This window comes from Pedobacter sp. BG31 (assembly GCF_042464845.1).
Taxonomy (GTDB): domain Bacteria; phylum Bacteroidota; class Bacteroidia; order Sphingobacteriales; family Sphingobacteriaceae; genus Pedobacter; species Pedobacter suwonensis.
The window spans coordinates 1-12,420 of record NZ_JBHNZK010000033.1; the positions used below are offsets into that span (position 1 = coordinate 1).

Below are 12,420 nucleotides of genomic sequence, written 5' to 3' on the forward strand. Positions count from 1 at the left end.
CCAAAAATCGAGCAAAATCAGTTTGCCGCGGTAGCGGTTTAAAGTAACTGAAGTATTTTTGCCTTCATCGGGTTTGTCGCCCGAAAAAGCAAAATGGCTGCTCTGCCAGATGGCTTCAGGAACGGCCTGGCCAACGGCAATCCCGCTGGCTGGCCTGGTTCCCTGTGCTGCAGCCCTATTTGCGGTTAGGGCCAGAATCAGCAAAAAAAGCAATAATATTTTTAACAGCCACAGGTAAAAATTGGGGCATATTTTCCCCAATACCATAGCCAAAGTGGTTCGGTTCATGAAATTTTGGTTAGTTGATTGCGCGTATGCTGACCTTTAGATCAATAAAAAAAAGCAAATGCAGGGGACCGGATTACTACATCATTAAAAAACCTCAAGCCTGAATTCTATTGATAATGTGCTTTACTTTGGATTCAATTGGCACCTGGCATGAACGGTCGTCACCCTGAACTTGTTTCAGGGTCTTTAAGGCTAGCCAATTTGTCTTAATAAAGTATATTAATCGAACTCAGGGTAAAGCCCCCTGCACCGCCAAAACCTATACTGGGTTTTTCGGCTTTAAGGCATAAAGCCGATCGAAAGGATAACAGCTACTTACCTCCATGGCCCACTCCTTCCTGCTCCGTTACATAATAAGACACCAAAAAATTGAGGTTACAATTAAAACCCCAGGCCCTATTTCCATAAAAAGTACAGAAACAGGTAAAATCATCAGGTACTGGCTTCGCGCCTGGTGGATGCTGCGACACCTTTTCAACCTGGCTTTTCTCCGCCACAACCTGTTGATGCCCGCCGGCACTTGCAAGCCAGATGCTCCATACGGCAAACGGGCTGTATAAAAAAGCCCAGCAGAGGAAAAAAATTGGCAAATAGCGGTTATTGGTGGTCATAGCAAATGGTTGGTTAGGGTAAAATGGATAGGCATCAGAAGGGTTATGCATCCTTATTTCATTAAAAAAAAAGGCAAAAACCAGCCCCTCTGCCTAAAAACAGGCAGATACAGGAAACCGTATTGCAAATGAGGAAAAAGTTACTTACCTTGGGAATGCGAATAACCATAGTAATGCACCCTTGCCTAACAAGCAATAAAGGGCTGGCACCAGGCTAAATTAACCCGCAAGGATCATGTGCGCTCTCCCACATCAACCCCTGCTTATTTGGTTTTTTATACCTGGCAGTTTCAGGCCCATACTACGATGGAGAACAGATGACGTTCTTTAACAATAGTTGTAGGGAATAATCTTTTACCACTTCCTTGAAGTGATAATAACTGATGGCGGTTAATTGGTTCGTTTTCATAAACGGTAGTTTTATGTAAAAACGATGCGTACTCAACAAAAGCAAAAGGGAACCGGATTGGAAAAACCAATAGGGCGAACTCCAATGCTTTTGCCAGTGGTACCGTCAAGAACCTCTCAGACCTAGGTCTGAGTTCCACAAAAGACTAACATGAAGCCCGCCCTATTGAATATAAGGTATCGCGAAGATAGCAAAATCCAATAGATACGGCGAACTCACGATCATCTCATGTGGAAAGTTTGACGGTTTTCTAGCATGAGTGACATCGTTGAAGCAAGGCTAAGCCCTACTCTATTTGTCGCTATAAATTACTGATAACAAATATAGTAAAATTAAATAACGCTCCAAATAATCGGAGCATTTTTATGAAAAAATATTCGACAATTATATCTGAGCTGGATTATAAGATTATCCTTAAAGTGAAACAACTACGGGAAGAAAAAGGATTTTCTCAAAGAGATCTCAGCGAAGCGATGAAGCTCAGTAAAAGTTTCGTTGGGAAAGTTGAGGCTTTGGGGCAACCTGATAAATACAGCATTAGGCATTTAAATTTGATTGCTAAAGCGCTAAAGCTAAAATCAGTTTTAGAATTGATTCCCAAAGGAATTCAGGAATATGATATGATTGAAATAACATACGAAAAAATTCCTAAGCTTAATAAAGATGGTAGTGAAAGTAAGCAGTTCGAGGAAAGAATAATCGAGATTAGTGAGATTTAAAAGTGCATTAAGTCTAATTTCGATGCAAAAGAAATAGGGAGTTTGTTTGGGCAGCTGAGTAATTGCCAGCATGGCAGAAACAAGCTCCCCCCTAATTTATTAGCGCTGAGTGCATACATTAATGAAACTGGTCAGTCCATCTCTGACCAAACTGTAAGCGAATTTGATAGCGGGGGCTGTGTGAAATATCCCTTTCTCTATGAACAAAAACAGGCCTCGACCTCAAATTTCCTTTTTCCGGAAGCAACCAAATCCATCCAATTAAAGTTCACATCCACCTATCCCTTAAGATCAGTAACGGATCTTTAATGGAAAATCATAGCGGGATTTCAATTAAAAGACGCGACACAGCGTCCAAAGCCCAATAGAGAGATTAAAGATTACATCTAGCAGCCATTTAACGGCTGAGCCTTAATTTATAAAATTAAAGGGAATCGGTGAGTGAAAAATATATAATCTAAAGATCAGCACTTTCAGTTTGCCCGAAACAGGGTGTCAGCATAAATGCGAAACGCGTGTACTCTTTTGCCAAAATACGCAACGTAGATCAATGGCAAAAAAAAACCGTATTCGATCAAATAAAAGATAAGTTCAGTATGGGACAAGTAGCACTGGTTGTATTGGAATCCAAAATTGAATTACATTTTCTGAAATGTTTATTTATACTAGAGCAGGCCCAGAAAGTACTTGGATTAAATTAGCTTTAATAATAGAAATCTGTGAAACATAAGTGAAATATATTTGGTCTGAAATTTCTTTTTGAGTATCGCTGAATACATCGCTACCAGCATCTTCAAAATCCATTAGCAGTTCATTCATTCTTTGGTATTCACTGGGATAGGCAGGCCTGATTATTTCCAAAACTTCAAAAGAAAATTTCCTCTTCAATTTAGATAACTCGCTGAGTGTGGTCGCTATTACCTGATTGTTCTTAGTTTTCTTATTACTCTTGAAATTTTTATTGAACAAATCTTTTCCTTCGATAAGCTTATTATCCGCCTCCTTGAAGAAATCTTCAATTTTTTTGATATTAGGTTCAAAATAGGCTTTGAAGTACCACGAACGATTAGCATCTCTTCGTTTATTCTTGCGGTCATATCTATTATTGAAGATAAAAGTAGCAATAACTATTATTGGACTTAGAACGGGCAAATACTTCAAAAAAAAATCCTGAGAACTTCCAGGATTTTTAATTATTTGATAAGAGATTTCAAGCAGAGTCATTATAAAAAACTTAGTCCAGTCTTTTTATTTATTGAATTATATGCATGCCTAAAACCATCTTCAATATTACTATTAATAAATTTGCGTCGTTCAGGATCTTCAGTTTCAACTTTTATTGTGTATTTGGAATTAAACTTGTCCAAACCCAATGATTGAATGCTCTCATATAATAGACCTAAAAAGAAAGATGGATTAAATGATGTTGTATCAGATGGAATTATAAATTCCACTTCTTCATTCGATTTATCTATTTCAGACAAATTCAATTTTTCTCTTACTTTCTCTCCCTGTGGTCGGCCACTATAAGAGTAACTACTAACGGGTCGATATTGGCGAAGATTAAGCTCTTTCATTGTTAATACCTCCATATTTCTTATCCCAATGTTCTTTATTAATATAAATTTTGACGCTAATTAAAGTTCCCGGAAATTTTTGACCTAATTTCTTGAGATGACTAGACCTAGGTGGTTTCCTCAAATCTTTCTCGGGATTCAAAGATAGACATTTAACAGTATCAATAGCAAATGGTTTGAATTCATTATCACAAATTAATTGCACATTTCCCGAAAAAATTGACAAATTAGGTACAAAGCCTTTTGACTCATTTACATAATCTCCAAGCTCTAGGAAAGAATTTATAAATTTCATTGTTCCAGTTCCCCGGCTTTCCCGCTCAAATTTTAGCCGGCTAATTTGATCTTGCATAGTCCCAACAGTAAATAATTGATCTTTTGTAAAACCAGTATCAAAGTTAGTAAGAATATTTGACGCGTATTTTTCAACTAAAAGATAATTTTCTAAGTTACTGTCTCTAGTATCTTCAAAAGCTTCATAAATGGATCTTCCAAAACTTAGTATTGTTAAGTTCATTTCCCCCACATCCGAACTTCCATCTTTAGTCATTTCTTTAGAGAAGTTGGCCGTGACGAACCATTTGTTTGATCCACTATGATCTTCAGCATTACTTAACATTTCACCAATTATCCCGTCAATATTACCCTTCTCATTTTCAGTTAGTTGATAATTATGGTGATTTAGGTAAGAGTCAAAATATTCAACAATCTTAGTGGCAAAAACACTTTTTTTATTTTCAAGATAATGTTTTTGGCTAGCTGTTCCCTTGTAGTATCCCGCATTATGTATAGGACTCAATGTAGAAGTACCTTCCATTTTTTGGATATCTTCTGTTGAAACTGGATAACCACAAACTAACATTAACCTTACTACATCTTTCTTTTTAGAAGCTATCGACTTAACTATTGGAACCATCCTTAAATAAGATAATTTTTGCTCTAAAACAGTTAATTTTTCAATCAATTCTAGTCTGATTATTTGAAGTAGAAAAAGAGCTGCGGTGTCAGCTTTTATACATTGCGAAAAATCCAGCTTAATCTCTATACCAGGAAAATCAAACATACTTGAGGCAAATTTCTTTATGGAAAGAATACAGGCATTATAGTTTTCGCACAAGCAAAATATATTTGGTATTGACACAATTAGATCTCCTGAACCAGGTGTTATAAATGATTCGAATTCAACAAGTAATGACTCTCGAATATTATCGATCAACATCTCGTCATTTTTGATTTTGGCTTGTTGGACTTTTTTTTCAACAAAATTAAATTCCTGAAATTTGTCAGCTCTCGAAACAGACTTCAAGAATGCTTTATGGCTACGTATAGCTTTCCTTTTAAAATCACTTTTACTATTCTTTCGCGACATTTTGATATTTGTCAAATTTCAGCTTGATTATGGAGTGTTTATTTTATTTAAATGTCTAATATACGTTAGAATTTTAAATGTGATAAAATTAAAACCATTTTTTAATTCTTCGACCCACGTATTTCAGCGAAAGTGGTTTTCCTCCAGGTTTCCCAACATTCCCACCTTAACTGTGTCCCATACTTGGGATTTCTCCAATAGTATCCACTTGTTTTCGCGCATAGTGGCCAGCTTTTTCGATCTATATTTATTCACGCTATTTCTCTTCAAAATGGCCACTCGGCGCATTTAAGCGGTTTTAAGACGTCCCAGCGTCTGAACTTATTCATTGATCGTTTTGCTGACCGCAGCACTCTCGGGAGGCCCTATGGTACTTAAACATGTTTTTTTTCACAACCCTTCCCGGATTTTTTATCAATCGATTTAGCTAATCTATCAGAAGGGATTACTGTATCATCTTGCTTTCATTCTGCTTGATAGTTTAAAAGCGTATTGCGAGGTGAAAAGCCCTTTTCCTCAGGCTTTCCATTTCGTGAGGTTATGAGGGATGGACCACTAGCCTATTTCGACCTCGGTTTGTGACAGTCAATTTTACACTAAAATCATTAGCTTTTCTGACATTACGTGCTTAAAATGTCGTCTAGGATGTTCTGGTCTTTCTCTATCCCCTTGTATAGCTCCTCAATTTTCTCAAGAATGATGTTTCTTTGTCTTTGAATTAACTTTTCCGTTTCGCCCATTAATAATATGTGATAATGGATCTTTTTGAAATTTATAATTGTTGATTTAGTTCCCGTTTTCTTAATACGGCCACCAAGTAGTTTTATCGCTCCGGTGCTTTCCCAATGTTTTTTAAACTCCTGAAACCAACTTATCCCACAGAAAGCTAATATTGAATTAGGTAAGTCAAGTAATCGTGCCAGAGTGATCTTTTTAGTTTCTTTGTTCTGAATTAAGTTTGTAACTTCTAATTTAGATTCAATCATTTGGAAAATCGTTTGTCAATTAGTAAATATACATTTTAGTTGGTTGTCAATTAATTGAAAAATTAAATAAAGGATATTTATTTCAAAATGGAATCGCCCGAAAGATATTATTGCAGCAACTGTGCGCTTCTCTGACACTTAAAGAGAATGGATTTACTTAAGCAACATTTTATGAAAACATACGCCGAGCCACCGTATGAAAAAAGTTATTCAAAACCAGAAAAGATGCAAAACGGAAAGGCCTTTTATGCGTACATGTGGAAAGTTGGAAAAAAGGAAATATTTGTGGGTATAGCGCTTGAAGAAACTGATCGAGGAAATATCTATTATGTGTTAGGGCATATTGAAAGGAAAAGTCCTTAACTTTATTCGAGAGCAAGCCATTTGAGTAGGAGATAATTGAGATTAAAGAGATATAAAAGCGCAGTAATTTTAAGATCAATAAAATGAAAAAGAAATAGGGAGTTTGTTTGGGCAGCTTTGTAATGAGCGTGGCAAGAACAAACTTTCCCCAATCAAAATTGATATCAGGGAATTAGAGGGAAATTGAGATTCAGGGACTCAGATAATATACTAACTATCTACATAGCATATCTAAACGCGAGAATTGGGCCTAACATTAGAAAAGAATGTTAACCAATATGTCCTGAATTTACATAAAACAGAAAACTGTCAGATTAAGTCGTGACTATTACACATAAGCGAATTTACTAATTCTCTGCTCATTGATTTGAGACTGTCATCATTGATCAACAGCTGTTCCTAAATAAGTTGGCATTTCGAAAAATAGCCATTCCGATCTTTCGATCAGTCGCTCGTTCGGTTTTTATCCTGAACACCCTTTCAAAAAAAACTACTAGATATATAAAACACCACCTTTTTTAATGGGATTTGTAAGTTTGAGCCCCATCTCCCCTGTTTCAGTTTCTTCTAAATCTACTCCGTCCTTTTGGATCGAAACGACAGTATCTTGCTGAAAATGATCCTTGTAGACTATTAAAATCTTATCATTTACCTTTATTTTTGGTTCGCTTTCCATTTCAAGTATCACCACATTGTGCTTGTTTATTAACTCTTTAGGCTTGCCAATAAGGATCTTATCTTTCGGAAGAAAGTCAATTAAGCCAAACCCATAAAAGCTTTCTCTGGCTTGTTCCTTTGATATAATATTGTTTTCTATAGCAAAAAACAAGTTGAATAGCTGCCAAGTAGTGATCAGCCCGCGTTCATCATTTATAGCATCTTCTATTTGCTCTTTTGTAAACGGGGGATTTGCTCTTTTTTCTGCTGGGATATGGCGCTGATGGTTTACAATATAATGGGCAAATACATCAAAGCGGCTCCTTTCCTTTGCTCGCCTATATTTGATCTTGCCAATTTGATTGCAATCAGTATCCTTAGAAGTACCACCAATCCCTTTGATCTCAATAACTATCAATCCCCTATCAGTCTCGATTTGAATATCTTCTTGCTTTAGCTTGCCAGAATTGAGCAGATCCCCATCCTTTACATTTTCAAAACCTATAAGTTCCAGAAATTTAATTACGGCTGCAACCAGCTCCTCATCCGTTTTAATCAATAAGTCATTTAAAAACTGATACTGCAATTTATTGTTTTCAATCTCCGAATTTTTAAGGACTAGCTTTTTTTGATATTCTACCTCTATTGCTGATTTTTCGTCTTGGAGCTTTTGATGATTTGGAACATGATAACGGGACTCCTCCAGCCACTTTTCTTTTATACTTTCAGGAAATAGGTGTGGTAGAATATTTGGAGCAATTTCCTTTAAGAATTTGCACAAGAATTCTCCCTTATTTTTAATATCAGGCAAGAAAAAGATTCCAGATTCACCAATCACTTCATAAAAACTAACAATTTCATCCTTGTTAGACAACATTAATGGGTGAAAATTGGATGCTATACGAAAATTTCCATCAATAAAATCTCCTTTTGCATTGAATACTACATGGTATTTGGTTCCATCTGTATAGTTCTTCAGAAAGTTATAAATCTCACCGTCTCCACTTGCTATTTTTACCAACTCGCCGTATTTCTTATTAAGATGGGGAATTGTGTCAAGGAATGAATAAATATTTGAAGAGTGAACCAATTCGTCATCCCCATCTAAAATCTCATAATCAATATGCTCTTCGGGCCCACAAAAAACAAAGAGTAAGGTACCACTTTCCAAATTTTCTTTAAACATCTTTTTGGAGAATTCGAGTACGAATGGCCTTGGATCAAAAATATTCTTGGGTCTATGACAAATGAAATAGAAATCTTTGCTAGATTTATTATTGTGGCTTTTATGGTGATCATAGTTATAATCAATCATCTCCTCATTGGTAAGGTCAATGATTATTTTATTATATTCATGTAGATTTTTGGGTCTGACTACATTGTGTTTACATCTTCTGGCACCTACATTTACCCCATAGTTCAGTTTAACAACCTTGCCAATAGACCCTTCATAAAATGGGATAGTATTTGCTTTTAAATAATCTGAAGTTTCTTTTGTAAGATTGAAAGAGCATATTTTATCTTCTTGCATTGATAATGGTTGTTATAGCGTTACTTTACTTTATTCATTCCAAACGGATGCAAATCCATCATTTTTTCTATAGTTTACTTACCTCCAGACTTTGGAATATGCTATTTTATCAGGGCCTGGATCTGCTTTAATCGTCCTATATTGCTCGACGCCTATGCCAGAATCACTATTTGGATATGCCCTACAAATTATTCCATAATGAAGAAATTCGACGATGGTGTTTGTGCTTGTTGCAAGTTCAACAGCTTCTGTAAAACATTGTTCGATTGATGAGGCGGGTTCGATTTGTACTTTTAAAATTAATGAAGGCATATATTTAAATGATTAATTAATTAATTAATTAATTAATTAATTGCAAAATAATTATTTTGGCTAAAAATACTATAATAGTAGGCATCTGGGTACGTATTTCACTAATACTGTGCACTCCGTTTCGCACCGAACTGTAAAATTTTCAGTGAAATATGCAGATATGAGTCCGTGAACTATTTCTTATTGGTTTCTTAATCGCCAAAAGCATTGAATAAATCCTCATAGTCTTGTTCTGCATCATCGTCATCAGAATCATAGCCATATTTAGTTCTACTAATTGCTTCTTTATGAAGTTCTGCAACTAATTCCATATGCTTTTTAAAATCAATAAGCTTGATGCTATTGGAAACCAAGTGTTCGAATTCTGTTGCATATGGACCGGAGAATCTTGCCCTACTAAAACCCGTAGTTCTTGCAACCAGATTATGAAGCCAATTTTCATCATTAGTTGAGAGACTTTCGCCAAGTTTGATGTCAGTCCTTACATTACAAAAACCAGCTTGATGACCTGCAATCAATAATGCTTTAACATGTGAATTTTCTGAGCGCGCAAGTCGCGCCATTAAAACTGGTGAAATCTCGATATGACATACAAAAGAGACCCAAGTTAACCATAGTACCTCATGATGATGGCTTGCACCAAGAGACTTTTCGAGTATAAGCTCAATCGCACTTTTCCAACCCGGTTTATCAATCTCTTCATCAATAGCAGTGCGTTTTGCAATCAATAGAGCAATATAATCGATACAGTGTGGGTAGTGATAAAGAAGACGCTGGAGTTTTTGCTCGATTTTATTCCATAAAAAACCAAAATAACATTCTGCTGTATCGAGCTTTCTTAAAGCGATTTTCATGGGGCTCTGAGAACCTAAAATTTGTGATATATCGTTTGCTTTATCCAAAAGATAATCAAAACTTTCCAAACCACCATACCTATATAATTGAATTCTTCGAAGTTCTTGTGCCCAGATATCGTCCAATGGATACAATCCTGATAGAAGTTTGGTCTTATTATCATTTATCTGAAGTTCAAAATTCTGTAGAATTTCCCTTAAATGAGATAATACTATTGTGCTATCGAGCTCTGAGCGAATGCCAATGTAAAAATCATCTACATGCCTTACAGCTCCGAGGATGCACTCCCCAGCCTGCTGACTTAGTTTCGAGTCGATTTCGCAGGCAATGAATTCAGCCATTACCCGAAAAGCGTCAGGCCCCACAATGATACCCCTCGTCTGGCCATTTTGACATTGCTGGGTGAACCAGTCTAGCCTATTAAAAAAATTTCTTTCTGAATTCCACCTGGTATCTTCCTTTGAAGCTTGAACGCCATGTGCAACCCATGCTAAGCTATGTGTATAGATACTCGGAAAAAATTGCGCAATATCAGTCTTTATGATAAACGGAGAGTGCTTTATCTTCGAAGAAATTATTGGAGAAAGTTCACTCATAGCGGGGATCAAAAGTGCACGATCGTCAACCTCAGTGCCCAAGTTATATGTACTTACTCCAAACGAAGACCCATCGCGTTTATCAGTAAATATCTTCCAATGTTTACCAATGAACTGGGCAATATAAAAATATGGAATTGGATTTACCGTACCATAATACCTTCGATTATTGTCATGTTTTGTACCACTATAGCGAATGTATGCAGAAGAACGTTTGTGAAAGCGTTTTACCTTCAAATCTTTAATCAAACCTTTAAAAGCCCTGGGCATATTCGAGCTGTCAAAGCACGGAGGCAAGACTTCTGGAAAAAAACCTTTTTTGAGTAATCCGTCCCGGATATTAGCAGCTTGAGCCATTTTGTCGATTTTGAGAGTAGTTAACCTAACTTTAGAAATTTTAAGCTAATTAAATGTTTTAAATTAATAGTTCAAAATTACTTTATATAAATGAAATTGATTTTATATAAGAGAAGTTCCATGAGGAACATTAGTTGTTGGATGTTGGTTAGCTGGATCTATCACTGAAAGCATATCTATGCTGGATATAACCAAATTGGGGATAACAATAGACAAGTAAGTAATGACACTCCAAAAAAAAAGAGTATATTTACTAAATACTTGACAGAAATAGTTATAGGGATTAGAACTTTACTTATAGGCGGTTTTTGCTTAAGTATTTTGGAGTAGTATAATGCTTACTATTTCTTAAATTTACAGATAAAAAAAGTAAGATCTTTTATAGGCTTCACTTCGGACTATCCTGTGCCTATTTAACGTTGCGTGTGAGCATTGTCTTCGAACGTCGCTGTAATCCTTAACTCTAGAATAGCTATGCTTTTACCCATGGCTAATGTTGATCAACTTATACATAAGTTATTATTAACCTGGTTTTTTTTACGAATCTGCGTCTTTCCAATTAGAATAAGAAAATTATTTGTTTTCTGGCTTAAACAAAAAAGAACTGGGAAAAAGGTATTTCAAAAGCCTCAAAATAATCCAAGCCGATAATCCAAAAAAAACAATAAATAGCAGGACGTAAAAAAAATTTGTCCACCTTTCTCTTGATTCGATTATTGGAACACTATATGCTCTGGGCAATAAGTTATTTCCAGATATTGTAATAGTTTCAGCACTTTCAATTGCAAACAAACCACATATACCAGCTATTAAAAGAAGTACTAAATTTTTCTTCGCTTGATCTCTTTCTGTCATATACTAGATAAAACCATTTTCGTTCATAAACAAACAATTCAAACAATCTATTTTATGCCTTTATAAATTGTAAATAACTTATCTTTATTCAAATAGTATTGCCTAGCATAAAAAAGAAACTGGGATTTTTTAGCATTCATAAAATTTACCATATTTTCATATCTCATAGTTGCTAGGTTTATACTTATATTTAATTCCGTTGAATCAACAAGTTCCTCATTTTCAGAAATTACTTCAACATTCGAACGATTCAAATTTAATAGTTCTTGAAGGTATAATTGTACATTGGTAGGTGTAATATAATCATCTTTCTTGCGCCATCTTGCGATTATATTCTCTCTTTCCCTGAAATATGTTCCTATTGGTTCACTGCAATTATACCTACCAACAGCATTAATCCTAAATTTCTCAACATTACGCTGAACATTTGTTAATTCATTATTTCTTAACTCATTGAGCTGCGAAAACTCTTCAAACAATCGCTTACCTTCATTCACGATATCATCATTTACGATAGATAGATATTTTACGGAATTTATTAAAACATTAAAGTCCTTTACTGACATGGAACTTTTAAACTTATTCTCCCAGCCATCCAAAAAAGATGTTTTTAATGTTATATAGGGAACTTCACTAATCAGACTCAGGTCGTAAAGAATAATGTAATCGAAATTAGTTGCGCCTACGCCGTCTATATCTAACCCATTTGCTAAATTTGTTAAATGTACTGCTTGTTTATTAATCTGCTTGGTCAAATTAAGAAGGGATGTTTTAACGAGCTGTCGATAAAGTCTCCTTTCTCCAAATTCAGATAATTGCTTACTGAGCCAATTAAATAGGTAACCGAGAAAAAAAATAATAAATGTGATTAAAATAGTTGTGTAGGTATTTTCATCAACCTTAGCAAGGAAATTTTTTATGTTTTGGAATTCCAT

12 protein-coding genes are annotated in these 12,420 nt (G+C 35.3%); 2 read left to right on the plus strand and 10 right to left on the minus strand.

Annotated features, from left to right (window positions below; genetic code table 11):
* Window positions 1-288: hypothetical protein (locus ACFE6N_RS22775; RefSeq protein WP_378940141.1), on the minus strand; the 288-nt coding region annotated here is incomplete at its 3' end.
* Window positions 289-599: 311 nt separating this feature from the next.
* Window positions 600-950, minus strand: a complete 351-nt coding sequence (locus ACFE6N_RS22780; protein ID WP_378940142.1) for a hypothetical protein — start codon at window positions 948-950, stop codon at window positions 600-602.
* A gap of 723 nt (window positions 951-1,673) precedes the next feature.
* Between ACFE6N_RS22780 and ACFE6N_RS22785 the strand changes: the two genes are divergently transcribed.
* A complete protein-coding gene (locus ACFE6N_RS22785) occupies window positions 1,674-2,027 on the plus strand; it encodes a helix-turn-helix domain-containing protein (protein ID WP_378940143.1) in 354 nt (117 codons plus the stop codon).
* Between the two features lie 660 nt (window positions 2,028-2,687).
* Here the strand turns inward: ACFE6N_RS22785 and ACFE6N_RS22790 are convergent.
* From ACFE6N_RS22790 to ACFE6N_RS22805, 4 genes are all read right to left on the minus strand, one after another.
* On the minus strand, window positions 2,688-3,251 hold the full coding sequence (locus ACFE6N_RS22790; RefSeq protein ID WP_378940144.1) for a hypothetical protein: 564 nt from the start codon (window positions 3,249-3,251) through the stop codon (window positions 2,688-2,690).
* Window positions 3,251-3,604 carry a hypothetical protein gene (locus tag ACFE6N_RS22795; protein WP_378940145.1) on the minus strand — a complete coding sequence of 118 codons (354 nt, stop codon included), beginning with the start codon at window positions 3,602-3,604 and terminating at the stop codon, window positions 3,251-3,253. The genes ACFE6N_RS22790 and ACFE6N_RS22795 overlap by 1 nt, the downstream gene beginning before the upstream one ends.
* Window positions 3,591-4,988 (minus strand): hypothetical protein, encoded by a 1,398-nt coding sequence (locus tag ACFE6N_RS22800; RefSeq protein ID WP_378940146.1) that lies wholly within the window; start codon window positions 4,986-4,988, stop codon window positions 3,591-3,593. The genes ACFE6N_RS22795 and ACFE6N_RS22800 overlap by 14 nt, the downstream gene beginning before the upstream one ends.
* A gap of 605 nt (window positions 4,989-5,593) precedes the next feature.
* Window positions 5,594-5,959 (minus strand): hypothetical protein, encoded by a 366-nt coding sequence (locus ACFE6N_RS22805; RefSeq protein WP_378940147.1) that lies wholly within the window; start codon window positions 5,957-5,959, stop codon window positions 5,594-5,596.
* A gap of 171 nt (window positions 5,960-6,130) precedes the next feature.
* Here ACFE6N_RS22805 and ACFE6N_RS22810 point away from each other — a divergent pair, with 171 nt between their 5' ends.
* Window positions 6,131-6,322 carry a hypothetical protein gene (locus tag ACFE6N_RS22810; RefSeq protein WP_378940148.1) on the plus strand — a complete coding sequence of 64 codons (192 nt, stop codon included), beginning with the start codon at window positions 6,131-6,133 and terminating at the stop codon, window positions 6,320-6,322.
* A gap of 493 nt (window positions 6,323-6,815) precedes the next feature.
* Here the strand turns inward: ACFE6N_RS22810 and ACFE6N_RS22815 are convergent, their stop codons facing one another.
* The 4 genes from ACFE6N_RS22815 to ACFE6N_RS22830 form a co-directional block, all read right to left on the minus strand.
* Entirely contained in the window at window positions 6,816-8,510 is a 1,695-nt protein-coding gene (locus ACFE6N_RS22815) for a hypothetical protein (protein ID WP_378940149.1), read from the minus strand.
* A gap of 503 nt (window positions 8,511-9,013) precedes the next feature.
* Window positions 9,014-10,630: an RNA-directed DNA polymerase gene (locus ACFE6N_RS22820; RefSeq protein WP_378940150.1), complete on the minus strand. Its 1,617-nt coding sequence runs from the start codon at window positions 10,628-10,630 to the stop codon at window positions 9,014-9,016.
* Between the two features lie 573 nt (window positions 10,631-11,203).
* The gene (locus ACFE6N_RS22825; RefSeq protein ID WP_378940151.1) at window positions 11,204-11,485 is read right to left on the minus strand and encodes a hypothetical protein; all 282 of its coding nucleotides are present in this window, start codon (window positions 11,483-11,485) and stop codon (window positions 11,204-11,206) included.
* A gap of 47 nt (window positions 11,486-11,532) precedes the next feature.
* Entirely contained in the window at window positions 11,533-12,420 is an 888-nt protein-coding gene (locus ACFE6N_RS22830; protein ID WP_378940152.1) for a hypothetical protein, read from the minus strand.

Coding starts and splice junctions, on each gene's coding strand:
- ACFE6N_RS22780 (WP_378940142.1), bottom strand. CDS start 950: ATGCATAACCCTTCTGATGCCTATCCATTTTACCCTAACCAACCATTT.
- ACFE6N_RS22785 (WP_378940143.1), top strand. CDS start 1,674: ATGAAAAAATATTCGACAATTATATCTGAGCTGGATTATAAGATTATC.
- ACFE6N_RS22790 (WP_378940144.1), bottom strand. CDS start 3,251: ATGACTCTGCTTGAAATCTCTTATCAAATAATTAAAAATCCTGGAAGT.
- ACFE6N_RS22795 (WP_378940145.1), bottom strand. CDS start 3,604: ATGAAAGAGCTTAATCTTCGCCAATATCGACCCGTTAGTAGTTACTCT.
- ACFE6N_RS22805 (WP_378940147.1), bottom strand. CDS start 5,959: ATGATTGAATCTAAATTAGAAGTTACAAACTTAATTCAGAACAAAGAA.
- ACFE6N_RS22810 (WP_378940148.1), top strand. CDS start 6,131: ATGAAAACATACGCCGAGCCACCGTATGAAAAAAGTTATTCAAAACCA.
- ACFE6N_RS22815 (WP_378940149.1), bottom strand. CDS start 8,510: ATGCAAGAAGATAAAATATGCTCTTTCAATCTTACAAAAGAAACTTCA.
- ACFE6N_RS22820 (WP_378940150.1), bottom strand. CDS start 10,630: ATGGCTCAAGCTGCTAATATCCGGGACGGATTACTCAAAAAAGGTTTT.
- ACFE6N_RS22825 (WP_378940151.1), bottom strand. CDS start 11,485: ATGACAGAAAGAGATCAAGCGAAGAAAAATTTAGTACTTCTTTTAATA.
- ACFE6N_RS22830 (WP_378940152.1), bottom strand. CDS start 12,420: ATGGAATTCCAAAACATAAAAAATTTCCTTGCTAAGGTTGATGAAAAT.